We start from the raw sequence: 18,933 nt of genomic DNA, 5'->3' as shown, positions 1-18,933 counted from the left end.
AAAATGAATAATAAGAAAAAGGACGGTCAATGATTTGGCAGTCCTTTTTCTTTATGATCTTTCCAAGATCGTTGTCTCGTTTAAATGATGCTTATCAATTTAAGTTGATCAATAATAAATTCAAAATCTTAACCTTTAGTCGTCTAACAAGACTTGCTATGCTTCGGTAGACTCTAAATATTCAAAACAGATTAAACAAAAAAAGGTGATCAAAAATGCCAATCTATAATGCGCCTCTTGCCGACATGAAATTCATCTTAAATGATGTATTTAAAGCTGAACAATTTTGGCAATCGAATGAAAATCTTGCACACGTCGATGCTGCAACAGCAGAAGCCATTCTAGAAGAAATGGCAAAGTTTGCTCAAAACGTGACGCTTCCGCTGAACCGTACTGGCGATGAAGAAGGTGCAACCTATAGTAATGGTGCTGTCACCACGCCTGCTGGCTTTAAACAAGCATTCCAACAATATGCAGAAGGCGGTTGGATTGGTTTAGGTGCCGATGAAGAATGGGGCGGTCAAGCCATGCCAAAAATGCTGACTGTGCTTGCAGATGAAATGTTATTTGCAACCAACCCATCCTTCATGCTCTATCCATTGCTTTCTGTCGGTGCTGGTATGGCTTTAAACAGCTATGCATCTCAAGAACAAAAAGAAACCTATTTACCGAAAATTTATTCAGGTGAATGGTCAGGTACCATGTGCTTAACAGAACCACATGCAGGTACTGACTTAGGCATTATTAAGACCAAAGCTGAGCCAAATGCTGATGGTACTTATAACATCACGGGTACTAAAATCTTCATCACGGGTGGTGATCACGATCTTGCTGAAAACATCATTCACTTAGTGCTCGCGAAAACTCCTGATGCACCTGCAGGCTCACGTGGTATCTCTTTGTTCATCGTTCCTAAATTCATTGTCAATCCAGATGGCTCTTTGGGTGAACGCAATACCGCGGGTCCAGGTTCAATCGAACACAAAATGGGGATTAAAGCCTCTGCAACGTGTGTCATGAACTTCGATGCTGCGAAAGGCTACTTAGTTGGTAAGGAAAATGAAGGCTTAGCCGCGATGTTCGTCATGATGAACTACGAGCGTTTATCAATGGGAATCCAAGGCTTAGGTGCATCTGAATACGCTTATCAAAATGCTGCACAATATGCGACAGATCGTTTACAAGGTCGTAGCGCAACAGGTGTTCAATCGCCTGAGAAACCAGCTGACAGCATTCTTGTGCATGGTGATGTACGCCGCATGTTGTTAAATGTTCGTGCAAATAATGAAGCCTCTCGTGCATTTGCCGTCTATGTGGGTCAGCAGTTAGACATTACTAAGTTTTCAACAGATCCTGAAGCTGTAGCCAAAGCCAATAATCGTGTTGCTCTACTGACACCGATTGCGAAAGCCTATTTAACCGATACCGCATTTAATGCAACGCTTGATGCACAAATGGTCTTTGGTGGTCATGGCTATATCCGTGAATGGGGTATGGAACAATGTATCCGCGATCTACGTATTTCTCAAATTTATGAAGGCACCAACGGCGTTCAATCTCAAGATTTGATCGGTCGTAAAACCATTAAATGTAATGGTGAATTCATTGCAGAATACATTGCGGAAATTCGTGATTTTGCCAATGAAATGAGCGCTGAACTGAATTTCATTAAAGATGCCACATTGGATGCTGCGACTGAACTTGAATCGATCACGCAAACAGTATTAGAGCGTGCACGTGAGAATGGCGATTATGCAAATGCGGCAGCTGTAGATTATCTACATGCAGTCGGCTTACTCAGCTTCTCTTATATGTTTGCTAAAATCGCAACAGCTGCAAATGAAAAACAAGGCGAGTTCTATCAAAACAAAGTGTCTTTGGCTGCTTACTTCATTCAGCGCATCTTGCCAGAATTGCATACGCGTTTAGCTCGTATTAAAGCAAGCTCTGAAACGGTGATGAATTTCAGTGCAGATTACTTCACGAATCAGTCTTAATTCACGAATCAGTCTTCAAGTGCTGATTTCTTCAATATCAATCTAAATCAAAAAGCGCCTGAATTCAGGCGCTTTTTTAACTTTATTACCGCTATTGCTTTTGCACAATAAGGCTTGGTGCATCTTTATTTAATTTCACGATTTTGATCTGCCCTGAAGATTCCAGAGACTCACATAAAGCAATGATTTTTTTCATCTCATCGGCCTGAATCCCAGAACCAAGAATGAGCTTTTTGCCTTGTTGAAGTGTGTCAATTTTTGTTTGAATTTTATCTAACATAATTTTCCCTTCGTCGTTAAATGACTCTAAATACAGTACATCAGTTTTGCATAAAAAAAATACAAAAAATTAAATTTTTCATTCATTTAAGTATCTTTTTGTAGTCATGCGCATGAAATTTGCATGCTATAAAATTAGCAAATTGACCAATACAGGAAGATATGAAAAATGAATAAAGAACCCCGATTTGAAAAATTAGAGTCCCTCCTCGATCGCTTTGGAAATATCGCTGTAGAAAGTTTCCACTACGTTGCACTCTTCATTATCGGCTGTATGGTGATCTGGTCAGCAGGGCATACCGTTTTGGATATCTTAACCGTCAAACAATACGCCACTATTGATGATATTTTATTGTTATTCATCTATTTGGAATTGGGTGCGATGGTTGGTATTTATTTCAAAACCAATCACATGCCGGTGCGTTTCTTGATTTATATTGCAATCACAGCCCTGACTCGTCTATTAATTTCAGACATTCAACATGATCATAAAGCCGATATGGATTTGGTAATTATTACAGGGTCTATTCTAATCATGGCTGTTGCAATATTGGTGGTTCGTTACGCATCTTGGACTTTCCCATCTGTCATCCGTGATAAACATTCTGAGAAACCACTTCCAGAAGGTCAAACCCCTCGTCCTGAAGATGATGAATTGGCATAAGTGAATTTTCACTGCTCTTAATGCATCATTAAAAATCAACGATTGAGGTTGAATTAATCAACTATCATCAGTCATCCAGCATGATGCTCAAGGGAACATGAATATTTTGAATATCGTCCAAATACACCAATTTGAGCCAAAGCGTTACAAAGGAATAATGGATTCTCCATTAGCGATGATTTGGCACTTGCAAATAACGTCCATTTTGGAAAATCCAATGCATCCCTATATTGGGTGCAGGCAAATTGTAGCGCTGCCAATCCGAGATTAAGGTATAACTTGAACTTTCAATGGAGCCATTGCCATTTACAAAACCATGGCTTTCAGTTCGGTATTCCGTTTGTGTTGGAAACGGATGGTTGTAAATAATCGTCACACCATTTTGCTGTGGATAGACTGGATCAGGACGATTTTGTGGATAACTATGGTTTGGATAATTATTGTTTGCATAATTATTGTTTGCATAACCATGTGGGTGTCCGTGAGGCGGGCGAGATGGGCGCTGATTACCATAAGGCCGAATTGGATAATATTGTTGTGGTAACGGCGTACCATACGCATCAGCATAACCTTTATACGTGGTATAGCCGTAGCGCGAATATTGATTTGACGGATGTGCAAATTGATTCGGAGACTGATGGTATTGAGCAGGTGCTTGTCGTTGAGCCAAACCCGTTTGCCCAATATGAGGTGTTGCCCACACTTCAGCTGTCATGATTAAACCCGTCGCGAGGCAAGCCACTTTTAAACGTACAGTAATATTCAAAAAATCAACCTGTTTCATGGCTTTACCTCTGCTGTACTCTGTCTGCGGTACTCTGTCTACGATACGATTTCAGCGATGCAATAGATCAAAGCTAAACGAATCTTTTTTCTAAACGATCATTCACTTCGCTTTAAGATAATATAAAATTATAGATAGAGTATGGATGAATTTTGGATAAAAAACACTCAAATGTAGTATTTAAGACATTTTAATCGTTTTGCCTACTTCAGTCCTGAGATCCATCTGCTAATATGATTTTTTTTAAATTGCTGGATTCGAAATCGTGTCAGATTTGAGTTTTGATCGTTTACATCAGTTTTTTTGCAAAGTTCCTAGTGTAAAAGAATCACTTATTGATGCTTATGGCACGGATGGAAAAGAAGCATGGTGGTTTAAATTTCAAATTAATGTTGATCATCCATTGGCATGGCAAACCGTTCAAGAATTAGGGCATGTACTCAATTACATTTCTAAAAATGAACGCCTACCGACACAGTTTTTACCTGTATCTCCGCCGCCGTATATGAATGGCGAAGCAAAACAATTTCTGTCTTGGGTGATTCAATGCAACCATCCTGATTTTCCACCGGATGTGGTCTGCGATTGGCTTGAGGCGCGTTTACCTCAACCTGTAGAGGATGAAACGAAATGGAAGATCCAAACGGATATTAAAGAATTGGACAATATGACTGATAAGGATTTGGATCAAATCATTCCACCGAATCCAGTTCCTTAATCCATACTTCTCATTCCCTCTCCTTTTAGGAGAGGGTTAGGGAGAGATTAAATTTTAGCTTCATTAAAAAGTCGACAGACCGCTCCACTCCATCAAGCGATACAGTCCATATTTCAGCTTAGATTCATCGGCATATTGCGCATAATCTACGCTCATATTTTTACCATCCAGATTAGACCACGCTGTATTGAAATACTTTTGAGCATCTTTAAACACATCTGCTGAAGCATTCCCAACCACACGAATATTGGTCTCTAAGTTGTAGTTCTTAAGATTACGTGCAGTAAAGTTTGCAGACCCTAAAATCATCTCAGACTGCTGAGCATTTGATTTTATGATCATTTTACTATGGCATTGCTCACCTTGCGTATTGCACCAACGGACTTGCACACCCGCATCATTCAATTCTGATGCGACTTGTCGATTAGGAATCCCATTTTTCTCACGACCAAAAGCATCTTTGTTCGGATCAAGTAAAACCTTCACATTCACGCCACGCTGTTTCGCTGAAATCAATCCTTTTACGATATTTCGCTCGGACAAATAGAACATGGCGAGATCAATATTTTCGCCAGATTTCGCTGTTTCAATCAATTTCAAAGTTGCATCTAGAATGGCTTTTTCTGTGAGCACCTGAGCCTGAGGGAATTGTTTTGCCTCTTCAAACTCTCCTACAATGACCACAGGAATATCACCTTTCGACATACGCCCCACTGTTTGCTCCGTTTTGAGCACATCAATGGCTGTATTGCCTGTGACCATTACAGCAACATTCGAATGATGCGAGCTACCATCATGCGGATTCATTGAGGTGACCAATGTTTTCCACCCTTCAAGCGTATCCACCACCACAGTTTTTCGATGGTTGGCTTTGAAGTTAAATAATGAAAGATAACTTCGAATGGTGATTTTTTCATCACCAAAAGGATTGGGCAGCCATCCCTTTTCAGCATTATTCGAAATGCCCTGACAACAGAGATACCAAAAACCTGACCACATTGGATTCGAAGCACGTAGTGGCGTTAAATCCGTTTCAATGACTTCAATTCCTGCCTGACGTAACTGTCGATAATGCTCTGGTGCAATCCCACCATAGACAGAATTGATCGGATCGGTAATCACCTTAATTTCGATCTGTGGCGTGATGCGTTTTTTAACGATCAAAGCCTCGGTTAAATTCTGAGTCAATTTGTCATGTGGAATTTTCGATGAACCCACTTCATCATTGAATAAGAACATATCCAACACAATGGTCGTCTGTGCTTCATCAATCAGTTTGAGAATTTGATTAAAAATTTGATGCTCTTGTTGTTGCTTGCCTTGTGCATCCAAATAAGTTTGATCCGCCAAAAACTGAACTTTGGCATGGCGTAACTTACCCGTGTAATCCAAGCCCTCAGGTAAAGGTTTATAGATATGATAAATCGCAGAGGATAAATAGCCGAGCGCCACCATTCCTAGAATGAGGGCAAAGTACTGTCGACCTGACCAATTCAATTTTTGATGAATTCGCTGAAAAATACGCATAACAAAAAACCTAGTCCGATAGGGTCAGACTAGGTTTTATTGTTTTATTTTTCAAGAGAATTTCTGTTTAAACCACCTGCAATTCTCATAATCTATTTTGGATTAAAAACCAAAATCAATGCCGACACTAAAGTTACGACCCATTTGTGGAATGTTCGATAAGAACGATGCATGTGAATAGACTTGATCATCAAGTAAGTTATTGGCATTTAAGAACACGCGGTAATCATTACGAGCATTGATTTGACCTGCATACGACACACCGACATTGACCATATTATAACCTTGAGTCTCTGTTTCATAACTGGCAATCTTGTCTTGATTAAACACATGATAATACTCAGCCGAACCTGACCAACCATCTGCAAAATCTGCTTCAAATTTTGTGCCTAAACGCCCACTTGGGATACGTGGTGCATTTTCACTTTCAATTTTTCCACGTACATAATCACCAAAGATACTCATTTTATATTGGTCATTAAATGCATAACCTACCTGTGCTTCAGCACCATAAAATTTAGCTTTATCTTGCGTATACCCTACGCCTCTTAAATTACTATTGGGTAACTGAGCAATCGTTGCCCCATAAATATAATCATCAAACCAGTTATGATAAATATGAGCATGATAATCGAGTTGATCACCTTCATAATGCAGTCCAAGCTCAATATTATTTGAAGTTTCTTTATCGAGTTGATCATTACCTAATTCATAGGTATTGGTGGCAAAATGCAAGCCATCTGCATAGAGCTCTTGAGCAAGTGGTAACCGCTGTTGATGAGATCCCACAATTGATAATTTATAGTTTGGCGCAAACTCCCAATTGGCTGCGGCAGAAGCAGAAACTGCTGTTCCCGAATAATCCTGTTGTGAAGAGTCGACATCAATTTTTTGATGGTCCACGCGCGCACCCAACTCCATATGCACATCACCGATTTGTTTGTGCTCTAATGCAAACAGGCTATATTTCTGTGTGTTGGTATCTGCCATAAATACATCATGGCTATGACCAGCATGATCGTGGTCAGCATGGTCATGCCCTTCATGATCTACGTCTTCATGTGCATGACCTTCTGGCGCAGATAATTTAATTTTTTGTTGTGAGATTTGGGTGCCGATGACACCTTCCCAACCCGCAACAGGCACATGTACCAACTCTAAACGACCATCATAGCCCTTGCTCTTAAAATTACTCACGACTTCGCTTTCCTCAAGCTCATCATGTTCATAATCGGTAAAACTTGCATGAGCCCGAAGTTTCTCGAAACCTTTAAAAGGTTGATTCAGTTCAGTGCGTAAATCATAACGTTCTGACTTTAAATCGACCCATGGCCCTGCTGCTGATTCATGTTCATGCTCTGCATCAGGTTTTGGACAGTGGAAATGATCCCCATGCAATTCGCAACCATGTGATTCATGACTATGCCCGGGCAAACCATATTGATCCTGACGATTACTATAAGATAAGCCTACAAATCCACGATCATGAATCCAAGAACCACCCACATTGACCGTTTGACCTTCGGCAAAGGTATTACCGACTCTTCTTTCTTTTTCAAAATGTGAGTGATCATCATGAGCATGCTCAACGAAGTAATTTGGAGCAATATAGTCATTGGCTTTGTGCTTAGAACCCTCAACGCGCAATGCAAAATTTTCACCAACCCCTGTTGTTGCTCCAACACTTGCTAACTTCTGATCATTACCAGAGTTATAACGAAGACCTGCTGAACCTTCTAGACCATTTTCTGGCATTTGAGTTGGAATTTTTTGATCCGTCACGTTGACCAAACCACCTACATTGCCTGCACTATAAAGTAGGGTTGATGGCCCACGAATGACTTCTACTTGTTTAGCTAAAATCGGATCAACCGTCACAGCATGGTCAGGCGACAATGTTGATACATCCGCTGTTTCTGAAGCATGTTGCAATACTTTGACACGCGGTCCATCTTGACCACGAATCACAGGACGACTCGCGCCAGTACCAAACTGATTTGAATAAACACTTAACTCGTCTGCCAAAGCATCGCCAATGGTTGTGGCACGCTGTTTCAAATCTAATTCATCAATCACATGATCAGCAACAGAAAAATCTGCTGCAGACTGAACCAATGGATGTGCCTGTAATTGAATGGTTTCTAGTTGTGTTGTTTGTTTAATTTCATCTGCAAAAACTGTAGGTGCGATGATTGAAAATATTGAAATGGTAATTAAGTTCTTATGGAAAGACATGTGTTGGCCCGAAACACTGATTTTTGAATATTGTTATAGTATAACATTTCAATGATTTTGCAATCACAAATTATTTGGATTGCTTAAAATGCTCAAATGCTCAAATGCTCAAATGCTCAAATGCTCAAATGCTCAAATGCTCAAATGCTCAAATGCTCAAATGCTCAATCATTTAAACATTCAAGCATGAAAAATTTAAATAGGACCTTAAAAAGAAAAGCTTTCACATCTTTTTCATTTCATTTTCTTTGTTCAATTCTCGAATGATGATGAAGCTCATTAATGAAGCCGTAATCAAATAAAAAATATAAGTAGTATTTTTAAAAAATAAATAATACTCACTCAAACCACAAAACATGTAATAACTCACAAATATAAAGCCAGATACAGCTAAATTTTTGATCATTGGGTCAGAGCAAAAACACTTCCGAATAAAAAATAAAAGAGCAGAAAAAAAGGTCAAAAATAAGGCCAATATTCCAGCTAAGCCATTTGCAGCAAGTTCGTGAAAGTAAATGCTATGTTGATGTTGAAAACAAACGGGAAGCTTTGCTTGCGAATATAATTTACAGTTTTCCACCTCAATTTGACTCATTCCAACTCCAAAAAATGGATTGGTTTTAAACATGTCTATTGAGTTATCCCACAAATATAAGCGTATACCAGAACTATTTTCATAATTCTCTTTAACAATATTTTGAGTATCTTCTTTTAAATGTTGAACTCGCTCTTGAATCGGTGAAGAAGGCAATGAAAAATTAACAGCAACAAATGCTAAAAATAAAGAAAGCATGAATAAAACTTTACGCATCTGACTTCGATAATAGATCATCGTCAAAGTTACCAGCGCAAGTGGTATCCCTACCCATGTTCCACGGGAGCCATGTAAAATGAGCAAAAAGATCGTAGAAATACTGATCAGAAGATAAATATATACCAATTTACCTTTTTGCATAAATGCAAAACACATTGCTGATAATGCAAGAGAAATAAAGGTGATGTCATAACTAATGACAGGATTAAAATAATTGGTAAAATTACCACGATTAAAATCTAAGGCTATTCCCCAATATAAAAGGTAGCCACATAAAAATATTGATACAACATTAAGAATCTTGGCCAAATGCTGTGGATTGAATCCGATAAAACGATAAATCGTAGGTAAAGCTATGAATGGTAAAAACCAAAGATACTGGTTGATCAAATACTTATAAGTTCGATATAAGGTTTCTGGAATAAGCTCAAATCGATTAAGAACATGATAATTCAAAGTGATGATCACAAAGCTTGATATACAGAAAACGATCAGTGATAGATTTGGTTTTACTATTTTTTTTTTGTAAACGCAAAAGAAGAATATACAAAGTAAAACAATGGAAACATTCCAGTGTCGAAATGAATGATTAAATATATGATGAAAAATAACGATTAAAAACAATAATGAAACCAGTAAAATTCCTTGAGCTTTTTTCAACTGATAGATACTGTCTTGTATTGGGTTCATTTTGTGACTAGATAAATTTTTGATGATTTATTTTAAAGAAAACTAAACGATAATCTAGATCACTACACAAAGATTATTGTTCAAAATTGCATAAATAGATATATTCATTCAATGCCTTTTACTATATCACATGCCGTTCTTGCCCCACCTATTTCAAAACTGACTGGGCATCATCTTCCAATTTCAGCTATCGCGATTGGGTGTATGGTGCCGGATTTGGTTCGCTTATTTACTTCCGAAGACATCCATAGCACTCACTTATGGAGTGCATGGTTTTATCCTAATTTATTTATAGGGCTGGGATTTTGCTTGCTTTGGTATTTTATTTTTAGACCTGCATGTTTTAAATTTGTCGGTATAGATAAACCTCTCCGTATTCATTCTATCCAAAGTGCAGTTAAATTTGCCCTTTGTGTCATTCTTGCTTTAAGTATTGGAACGGCTACACATCTCATTTGGGATGGTCTTACCCATGTTGACTTTCGAACATTTGCATTTGAAGACTTTCTCAGTCAAAGCATAAGCATGTTTAATCAGACTTATCCTATGCATCGTGTTTTACAGATCGGGACTTCTGCCATTGCATTACCTATTCTTGGGATCATGGCTCATCATTATTATCAGCAACATCGTCAATCCAAACAAGTTAGCCCAAAGATTAAATTTTATGCCTTCAGTTTATTTACGATTTCTCTCTTTGCTGGACTCTTTGCCTATATCAGTTTTGCTCAACCTCTAGGGCCTCAACCTTGGCAAAATGATCTGTATTGGTTTATAGGGAAATCCATTAATCATTTTTTTAGCGTTTTTCTGCTTGTATTTGGATGTGGTTGTCTTATTTTTCAATTTTTAGATCACCATGATTTTTTTGAGTAGTGGATTATATTTCTGAAATATCACAGCGTATTTTAAATTAGTCCCCTAAAAACCTTCGCTTTAGATATCTAGTCCTTGTTCCGCCTTTGCCAAAGAGGCATAATTCATCTTTCGAATAAAGGCGATACGCTGTTTACGTAGACGCTTACTTTAACCCATATAGTTGGATTTTTAACGCTATGATGCGAACTCATTACTGCGGTTCTTTAACCGAAGCTCAAATTGACCAAACCGTTACATTATGCGGTTGGGTTCACCGTCGCCGTGACCACGGTGGTGTTATCTTCCTAGACATGCGTGACCGTGATGGTCTAGTACAAGTGGTCATCGATCCAGATACCCCTGAAGCATTCGCAACTGCAGACAAAGTACGTTCAGAATTCGTATTAAAAATCACTGGCCGCGTACGTCGTCGTTACGAAGGCACAGAAAATGCAAATATGGTGAGTGGTCAAATCGAAGTTTTAGGCAAAGAAATTGAAGTTCTTGCTCAATCTGAAACTCCACCATTCCCATTGAATGATGACAATACTAATATTTCAGAAGAAATTCGTTTGAAATACCGTTTCTTGGACATCCGTCGTCCAGAAATGTTAGACCGTTTACGTTTCCGTTCTAAACTTACAAACCTTATTCGTAACTACTTCGAAGACAATGGTTTCTTAGATGTAGAAACACCGATTTTGACACGCGCAACGCCAGAAGGCGCACGTGACTATTTAGTCCCAAGCCGTGTATCAAATGGTAGCTTCTACGCACTTCCACAATCTCCTCAATTGTTTAAACAGTTGTTGATGGTGGGTGGTATTGATCGTTATTACCAAATCGCTAAATGTTTCCGTGATGAAGACTTACGTGCTGACCGTCAGCCAGAATTCACACAAATCGACGTTGAAACATCGTTCATGAGTGACGATGACATTATGGATTTAATGGAAACTTTAACGGTTAAGATGTTCAAAGAACTTCTTAATGTTGATTTCGATAAGTTCCCACGTATGACCTACAACGATGCGATGCGTGACTATGCATCTGACAAACCAGATATGCGTATTCCACTTAAACTGGTTGACGTTGCAGATTTAATGCAAGACGTTGAGTTTAAAGTATTCGCAGGCCCTGCTAAAGATCCGAAAGGTCGTATCGTCGCTTTACGTGTACCAGGTGCGGGTTCATTGCCACGTAGTGCAATTGATGAATACACCAAATTTGTTGGCATCTATGGTGCACGTGGTTTAGCGTACATCAAAGTCAATGAAATCGAAAAAGGTATCGAAGGTCTTCAATCGCCAATCGTTAAATTTATCGAGCCAATCGTGCTTGATCTATTAAAACGTGTTGGTGCAGAAAATGGCGACATCGTATTCTTTGGTGCAGATAAAGCCAAAGTTGTAAATGATGCGATGGGTGCACTTCGTGTGAAAATCGGTCATGACATGAAGCTTGCGACTTGCGAGTGGGCACCACTTTGGGTGGTTGATTTCCCAATGTTTGAAGAAACTGATGATGGCAAATGGACGTCTGTTCACCATCCATTCACACTTCCAAAATCTAGCGTTGAAGAAGTGAAGAACAACCCAGGTGCAGCCTTGTCTGTGGCTTACGATATGGTACTCAATGGTACTGAAATCGGTGGTGGTTCGCTTCGTATTCATAACCTAGAAATGCAAAAAGCAATTTTTGAAGCACTAGGCATTAATGAGGAAGAAGCTGAAGAGAAATTTAGCTTCTTGCTTAACGCTCTACGTTATGGTGCGCCTCCGCACGGTGGTTTGGCATTTGGTCTTGACCGTCTTGTGATGCTCATGACTGGCGGTGCTTCAATTCGTGATGTAATTGCATTCCCGAAAACTAAAACTGCTGAATGTCCATTGACTCAGGCGCCTGCACCAGTTGAATCAAATCAATTGCGTGATTTGGGGATTCGTTTACGCGAAAAACCAAAGGCTGAAACTAAAGAAGCATAATGCTTTAAAGATTAAGCATAAAAGCCCTACATCATGTGGGGCTTTTTTATTAATCCACATAACAAAATTGAGATAAATTCTCATCAATGGCATAATGGTTTCACTCAGTTTTAGGTGTTTCCACATGGCTATGCGTCCAGATGTTCGTCGTCATACAATTATTATTATTGTGTTTTGTATCATCCAATGGGCATTCATGCGCTACATTCTGAATGAAGAGTTATTTAATTTAACGACATATCAACGTATTGTGTTTTTTAGCACCAGTAGCTTTATTGCCGCTTTTGGATCTATCGCTGCATTAATTTATATGGTCCTTAAAGGTAACTCTGATTCTCAGTAATCTTGCCTTCCAACTATTCTAGAGCAGTGACTTCTGAGTGATCTATTTATCCTTAAAAATGGTGTCTAAACTTCCAATGACAGCAATTCAATCCTTTGCTAAAGTTATTGGAAGAATTTTATTTAAAACAAATTCATCATTAAGAAAAACCACAGAAAAAAATTTAGCGCTTGCGTATCCTGAACTCACAGCTGATGAAAGAGACATTCTCACGCAGAAAAGCGTGCAAAGTCAGTGTATGACTTATGCTGAATCAATCAAGATATGGGGTTCTAGCACTGATTACGCGCTTTCTTTAATCTCTAAAATACATGGTGAGAAAATATTCATCGAAGCAATTAATGCTCAAAAAGGCGTGATTGTTGTTGTCCCTCATTTTGGTACATGGGAGTTATTGAATGTATGGTTAAATCAACATTCATCACCCGTGATCATGTATAAACCCAATAAAAATGAAGATATAGATCGCTTTATGTTAGAAGCCAGACAACGTTTGAATGCCAGACTTGTTCCTACGGATGAATCCGGTGTGCGTGCAATTTTCAAACACTTAAAATCTGGCGGATTAACTGTCATTTTACCCGATCACGTCCCTAAAGAGTCCGGTGGAATATATTCCATGTTCTATGGGCAAAATGCTTTATCTTCAACATTGGTTTCTAAGTTAGCTTCAAAAACTCAATGTGCAGTTCTTGGACTGACTTGTTTACGTCTAGAAGATTCTGAACGTTTTGAAATTTATGTATCAGAACTTTCTGATCATATTTCATCTAAAGACTTACAACTTTCGGTGGATACTCTAAATAAAGAATTGGAGCAAATAATCAATACGGCTCCAGCACAATATATTTGGGGTTATAAAAGGTTTAGAAAGTTGATCGATAATAAAAATGCATACCAATAAAATGTTTGCATAATTAGCGGATTTAAACATGTTGCGATACAGCAATTAAAGCTATTCGGCTCAATGCTTTTCATACACAATTATGTATAAACTTTCAATATTCCACGGCATAAATAATCAATACAGAATAGACTGTTTTCTTGATTTATTAAAATAAGGTCTATTCTTAGCTCTTGGACTATAAGATAAATTCAAACCAATAAACCAAGTAATGACTACTATTACATTATTTGAAAGGAATCGTTTTAGCGAAAAAAAGGACTCTTAACTGGAAAAGTAAACGTCTAAGCTCTCGAGCAATTTTTTGATTTAACTTCAATTTTAACTTCGGTGCCTCAAACTGAACTCTACTACTTTCTAAGAAACTATCAAACAAGACTTGTTCATTTAAAACTTTGTCTTGGATACATATTGCAGGCACCAATTGATAAATTTGAAATGAGTTATCTTCAATAGGAGTTAAAAATAAATACCAATCAATCGGAACAATTTTCTTAGAATTCTGTATATAACGAATCAGTAAATCTACCGCATCCACAGACAAAATATATCCAGCCGCACCAAAATGTTTAAAGTTTAATTTTTGTAGTTTTCTATCTAATACATTAAATGTTGGGCCTCCAACAAAAACTTTCTCTAAAAAAGTTTCCAGTTTAATCACCTTAAACTCTTCAGTAATCCAATCTGATGATTTTAAAAAGTGTGTTGCTTGATCCGATAAAAAAATATCATCCTCAAAAATAGCAAAAAACTTTTGGTTTTCACTTTTCGCTTTTTGCCAGACAGCAATATGACTAATAAAACATGCTAACTCTACCGGGCTTAAATGTGTTAAATCACACATTGGAAAAAGATTTTCTGCAATTTGTTGTGCCTGATCTGGTGTAATCGCATCAAAAAAATTAAATTCAATATTATTTTTTGAAAACTCATGCTCAATATGTTGTCTACGGTCTGATGCATTTTTTAGACTTATAACATAATTTTGCATTTAAAATTCCTAATAACATTTATTGAAACCAAGATTGATTTTCAGCAACTTCTTTCAAGAACGGTTTTTCAACATTAATCTTGGCACCAGATATTGCCAATTGATAATACTTCAAATATTGATTTGCCATTTCAAAAGCATTGAAATGATTTATAACGTGCTGGTGACAAACCAATGGATCATAGCTATTTTCCAAAATAGCGTTCTTTAGTACTTTGGCGCTATTGCTTAGTCTACCACATTGCTCAGGCACTATTTCTGGAATTGCACCATATGGAGTCGCAAATATAGGACAACCGAAATACATACTCTCAATAATAGCCAATCCAAATGGTTCATGCCATTTCACTGGGAAAATGAGTCCTTTTGATCTTTGTAATAAAGAGATTTTTTCCTCCCCTCCCACCATCCCATGAAATTTAATTCTTGGAGAAAAAGTTAAACGTAACCCACGTTTAAAATTAAAACGATCTCCACCTAAAACATGTAAGGGAACTTTGGCAGTTTTAGCTAAATGTATTGCCCCTTTGACATTTTTTAAACGCCAAGCAGCTTTACCTAGGAAATGATAATAATCTCGTTTTATATTCCAATCGACTTCGCCATAGTTTCTCCAATCTAAACCGTTATATACAAAGCTTTTAGATCCATGCCTTTCTGCATGATTTTTAGAAACAAAAATAGTATTTAAATCTAATGGGGAATTTAACTGAGCATTTCCATGTTCCGTCACGACATAAGGTGTATCAAGCTGCATATCCTTCGGCTGAAACTGAAAATGAACAATATCTGTACCTAAAGGAATTTGTTGATTCCAAGTCAGCGAAGGATTAATAAATAGCACTTGAGCAAAATCACAGGTAGATCCGACAGGCACAAGAAAAACTACTTCATGCCCCAACTCGACTAAAGTTTTAGCCAAGTCCCAAATGACGCGTTCAGTTCCACCATACGCATAAACAGGGATTGGAGATTGATTTACAATTAATATTTTCATTTCATTAAATCATTTAAAGTATCGGTAAAATCATCATCAGCAATATAAAACAATCTAGATTTCTAGTATTTACACCACAATGTTTTATTAAAAAACAGAAATTAAGATTTTATTTTTGATGATTCTTTTCCCATAGCATTAAATACTTGTCTAAGGTATATCCCATAGATGCCATTGCTAAGATACATCCATATGCACCACCTACGATATCCCCACGTATTATATATTCTCGAATAAATGAGAAGATAGAACGTAAAATAAGGGCGGCTAAACCTACTTTTTTACCCTGTTTAAATTTATCACTTGCCCAATCATGGCTATAGCGAATATTTTTAAGTAAAAAGTGGTGCAAATCATCATTGGTTAAATGAGGTAAATATCCATTCAAACGTACCGATGGAACATTCTTTTGATCCAAAGATTCATGAACTTCTAATGATGAATATTTAAAGTCTTGATTCGAATATAATCGAGCAAGTTTGTCGGTATACCAATAACGCTTTTGAACTTCAACACCACAAAATAAGTTGACACGTGCTACTGTAAAAACCTTATCCCTTTGCACAGGTTGTTTCAGCACTTTAACAATGGACTCTCTAAGCTGTTGATCTAAACGCTCATCAGGGTCTAATACCAACACATAATCTTTTGTTGCATAGCTTTGTGCCAATTGTCTTTGTTTACCAAAACCTTGCCAATCCGTATTAACAAACCACTTGGCTCCGTAGCTTTCTGCTATCTGTCGCGTATTATCTCTACTGCCAGAATCAAGTATGATAATTTCATCCACAAGGTCGTGAACTGTATCTAAACATGCGGCTAAATGTCTTGACTCATTTTTTGCAATCATGACCAAAGAAACTGTTGATCTTCTATCTCCCAAATCAATCGTTTTAATCAGGTCTTGATCTTGTAAAGATTTTTGAAAAGTTTGCTCTGCAGTATTATTTTTTAAGTCATATAAAATTGCATACTTATTAAATGTATATTGCGTAAAGAGTAAAGCATAGACAAAGCCATATTTTCCCATTAAGAAACGGCCATCTAAGAAGTATTGCTTAAAGAACGCCCATATCGTATGAAAAAATACACTCAATATGCTGGCAGACTTACCACGTTGATGACGATCTATCGCCCAAGCTTTCGCATACGCTAAACGCTTATCCAACCAAAATTGAGGGGTGTCTGCCGTTTGATGCAACATAAAACCAGATAGAACTTGAGTTTCAGCTTGTTTTAAATCAACAGACTCATGTACTAAATTATCGTTATATTGGAAATGTTTTGGATATAAGCGCCAGTGTGCTTTGATAGGCCATAATGGATTATCAATTTTATGACCCAAAATACAATCAATTCGTTTTATACCAAATAAGGTATTTTCAGGTCTGGTTTTGATTGCCTCTAGAATGCTATTTTTTAATCCTTCAGTAATGACTTCATCCGCATCTAAAGCCAGTATCCAATCACCTGTTGCGTAGCTTTGTGCAATTTGTCGTTGCTTACCAAAACCCGGCCACTCATTATTGACATACCATTTTCCACCAGCGGCTTCTACCAATACTTGGCTTTGGTCTGTACTTCCCGAATCTAAAACAACCAATTCATCAATCCAACCGGCCAATGCAGGTAAAGATTGCTCTAAATTTTTTGCTTCGTTTTTTACCATAATGACCACACTCAAACGATATGGTCGTTGTTCTTGATTAAGCAAGTGATTCATAAATTACTGCCAAGCATCCTTAATCCACTGAGATGGCAACACATAGCGATACCATTTACCACCACCCCCATTTACCGCATCGGGTGGATTAATTTCACCATGGAAAATAATAATTTTCGCACCCTCAGGTTTTACAGGTGGTTTAAAAAATGCCATCGGAATTTTTTGTAGACAGTGATATTTATAGCTTTTGCACCAACTTTCAGGCCAATAGGTTTGCTTAGCATGTTTATCGACGTACCAAGACAAATAAGCTTGTTCATTACGAAATTTTTGACGAATCTCATCAAAGTTTTCACGAAAATATGGCAGGAGTCCAGGAAAAGCACCCAATTTAAAACGATAAACAGAACTATTTCCTGTAATTCGCCAAGGTCTCTTCCAGTCGTGAATAATTAAAAAATCACCCGGATAGGTAAAGAATTCATCGATATTATCAACAATAACCACATCTAAATCTAAAAACAGAGCATTCCCTTTTAAACCATATAAGTCAGGTTCAAAGGTAGAAAGCTTGTTCCAACCCCGTTCAGGTGCACCCTCAGGTAAAGCCAAAGATGGAATTGGAAAACATTCAACCTCAGGATCAATACCCTCGGTACGATCAGTCAAACACACCATTTTAAAATCAACAGTAGTGTGACGTTTAACCATGTTATACAGACGATTTACGTAGTCGGAACCATACTTGGTCCCCCACTTCATACACAGCACGATATTTTGATTGTGCTGTTCTGTCGTATTTAATACGTGATCATTTTCTTGCAAAGACATGCTTAAACTACTCATCCTCATTATGCTTCGCATCATAGCATATCTATGAATTAAAGCAGAATTCGCCACTTAAAAACTCAGTTCAAACACTGTAAATAAATTGTAATTTTAAAGTCATTATTCAGAAGTATTCAAACTTAAAATCAGCTTTAAATTCATCATTTATGAAACCTCTTAGATTCTCAAATGAACCTTATAGCTAAGAATCCAATATGAGCTACAATAGGAAAAACACTAAGATTTAGGATCATGCCAAAAACATATTCTGTCGATCTACGCGAAAAAGTTATGCAGTTTTATAAAGAATCACAGCATAAATCCAAAACGTGTGAACTGTTTAATATTGCAAGAACCACCCTAGATGATTGGATCCTACTCGAACAGCAGACTGGTCAGCTTAAACAGCCTAAACCTCAAAATGCAGGACGCCCTTCGAGGATTCGAGATCTTCAAGCCTTTGAGCACTTCGTAAAAAATACACCTTTTACTCAGGCGAAAGATCTTGTCTCTCTGTTTGAACAATAATTCGGTTATACCGTTGGTTATCATGTCATTTTAAAAGCCCTTAATAAGATGGGATGGACGCGTAAAAAAAGAGTTTTCTTTACAGACAAGCCTGTAAATTAAGTCGTGCTGTATTTGAATGGTTC

General features: G+C 37.6%; 17 protein-coding genes. 8 read left to right on the top strand and 9 right to left on the bottom strand.

Features of this window, described 5'->3' with window-relative positions; genetic code table 11:
- The first annotated feature begins 215 nt into the window (after positions 1 to 215).
- Positions 216 to 1,997, top strand: a complete 1,782-nt coding sequence (locus tag AC5YD2_RS00085; RefSeq protein WP_496124355.1) for an acyl-CoA dehydrogenase C-terminal domain-containing protein — start codon at positions 216 to 218, stop codon at positions 1,995 to 1,997.
- 91 nt (positions 1,998 to 2,088) lie between these two features.
- On the opposite strand, the gene AC5YD2_RS00080 is transcribed toward AC5YD2_RS00085, so the two are convergent.
- Positions 2,089 to 2,277, bottom strand: a complete 189-nt coding sequence (locus tag AC5YD2_RS00080; protein ID WP_496124354.1) for a hypothetical protein — start codon at positions 2,275 to 2,277, stop codon at positions 2,089 to 2,091.
- A 168-nt stretch (positions 2,278 to 2,445) separates the two neighbouring features.
- Between AC5YD2_RS00080 and AC5YD2_RS00075 the strand changes: the two genes are divergently transcribed.
- Positions 2,446 to 2,940, top strand: coding sequence for a phosphate-starvation-inducible protein PsiE (locus AC5YD2_RS00075; RefSeq protein ID WP_496124353.1), 495 nt, complete (start codon positions 2,446 to 2,448; stop codon positions 2,938 to 2,940).
- Between the two features lie 169 nt (positions 2,941 to 3,109).
- On the opposite strand, the gene AC5YD2_RS00070 is transcribed toward AC5YD2_RS00075, so the two are convergent.
- On the bottom strand, positions 3,110 to 3,724 hold the full coding sequence (locus tag AC5YD2_RS00070) for an RcnB family protein (RefSeq protein ID WP_496124352.1): 615 nt from the start codon (positions 3,722 to 3,724) through the stop codon (positions 3,110 to 3,112).
- Between the two features lie 265 nt (positions 3,725 to 3,989).
- On the opposite strand from AC5YD2_RS00070, the gene AC5YD2_RS00065 reads away from it, so the two are divergent.
- A complete protein-coding gene (locus tag AC5YD2_RS00065; RefSeq protein ID WP_496124351.1) occupies positions 3,990 to 4,442 on the top strand; it encodes a hypothetical protein in 453 nt (150 codons plus the stop codon).
- 63 nt (positions 4,443 to 4,505) lie between these two features.
- Here the strand turns inward: AC5YD2_RS00065 and AC5YD2_RS00060 are convergent, their stop codons facing one another.
- The 3 genes from AC5YD2_RS00060 to AC5YD2_RS00050 all read right to left on the bottom strand — a co-directional run bounded on the left by AC5YD2_RS00060 (position 4,506) and on the right by AC5YD2_RS00050 (position 9,474).
- Positions 4,506 to 5,969: a phospholipase D family protein gene (locus AC5YD2_RS00060; protein ID WP_496124350.1), complete on the bottom strand. Its 1,464-nt coding sequence runs from the start codon at positions 5,967 to 5,969 to the stop codon at positions 4,506 to 4,508.
- A 102-nt stretch (positions 5,970 to 6,071) separates the two neighbouring features.
- Positions 6,072 to 8,204, bottom strand: a complete 2,133-nt coding sequence (gene znuD / locus AC5YD2_RS00055) for a zinc piracy TonB-dependent receptor ZnuD (RefSeq protein ID WP_496124349.1) — start codon at positions 8,202 to 8,204, stop codon at positions 6,072 to 6,074.
- 223 nt (positions 8,205 to 8,427) lie between these two features.
- Complete coding sequence (locus tag AC5YD2_RS00050; protein ID WP_496124348.1) at positions 8,428 to 9,474, bottom strand: O-antigen ligase family protein; 1,047 nt, start codon at positions 9,472 to 9,474, stop codon at positions 8,428 to 8,430.
- Between the two features lie 345 nt (positions 9,475 to 9,819).
- Here AC5YD2_RS00050 and AC5YD2_RS00045 point away from each other — a divergent pair, with 345 nt between their 5' ends.
- From AC5YD2_RS00045 to AC5YD2_RS00030, 4 genes are all read left to right on the top strand, one after another.
- Complete coding sequence (locus AC5YD2_RS00045; RefSeq protein ID WP_496124347.1) at positions 9,820 to 10,584, top strand: DUF4184 family protein; 765 nt, start codon at positions 9,820 to 9,822, stop codon at positions 10,582 to 10,584.
- 179 nt (positions 10,585 to 10,763) lie between these two features.
- Complete coding sequence (gene aspS, locus AC5YD2_RS00040) at positions 10,764 to 12,551, top strand: aspartate--tRNA ligase (RefSeq protein ID WP_496124346.1); 1,788 nt, start codon at positions 10,764 to 10,766, stop codon at positions 12,549 to 12,551.
- Between the two features lie 124 nt (positions 12,552 to 12,675).
- Complete coding sequence (locus AC5YD2_RS00035) at positions 12,676 to 12,894, top strand: hypothetical protein (RefSeq protein WP_496124345.1); 219 nt, start codon at positions 12,676 to 12,678, stop codon at positions 12,892 to 12,894.
- Positions 12,895 to 12,934: 40 nt separating this feature from the next.
- The gene (locus AC5YD2_RS00030) at positions 12,935 to 13,798 is read left to right on the top strand and encodes a lysophospholipid acyltransferase family protein (RefSeq protein ID WP_496124598.1); all 864 of its coding nucleotides are present in this window, start codon (positions 12,935 to 12,937) and stop codon (positions 13,796 to 13,798) included.
- Between the two features lie 226 nt (positions 13,799 to 14,024).
- On the opposite strand, the gene AC5YD2_RS00025 is transcribed toward AC5YD2_RS00030, so the two are convergent.
- From AC5YD2_RS00025 to AC5YD2_RS00010, 4 genes are all read right to left on the bottom strand, one after another.
- Positions 14,025 to 14,789, bottom strand: a complete 765-nt coding sequence (locus AC5YD2_RS00025; protein ID WP_496124344.1) for a glycosyltransferase family 25 protein — start codon at positions 14,787 to 14,789, stop codon at positions 14,025 to 14,027.
- A 19-nt stretch (positions 14,790 to 14,808) separates the two neighbouring features.
- Entirely contained in the window at positions 14,809 to 15,786 is a 978-nt protein-coding gene (locus AC5YD2_RS00020) for a glycosyltransferase (protein WP_496124343.1), read from the bottom strand.
- Between the two features lie 109 nt (positions 15,787 to 15,895).
- Positions 15,896 to 17,509 (bottom strand): glycosyltransferase family 2 protein, encoded by a 1,614-nt coding sequence (locus tag AC5YD2_RS00015; RefSeq protein WP_496124342.1) that lies wholly within the window; start codon positions 17,507 to 17,509, stop codon positions 15,896 to 15,898.
- Positions 17,510 to 17,512: 3 nt separating this feature from the next.
- Positions 17,513 to 18,283, bottom strand: coding sequence for a glycosyltransferase (locus AC5YD2_RS00010; RefSeq protein WP_496124341.1), 771 nt, complete (start codon positions 18,281 to 18,283; stop codon positions 17,513 to 17,515).
- 249 nt (positions 18,284 to 18,532) lie between these two features.
- On the opposite strand from AC5YD2_RS00010, the gene AC5YD2_RS00005 reads away from it, so the two are divergent.
- Positions 18,533 to 18,808, top strand: a complete 276-nt coding sequence (locus AC5YD2_RS00005) for a helix-turn-helix domain-containing protein (protein WP_496124340.1) — start codon at positions 18,533 to 18,535, stop codon at positions 18,806 to 18,808.
- The last annotated feature ends 125 nt before the right edge of the window (positions 18,809 to 18,933 follow it).

Source organism: Acinetobacter sp. CY73 (assembly GCF_059515865.1).
Note: the sequence above shows the minus strand (reverse complement) of the source record. Positions and strands in the feature narration are given on the sequence as shown.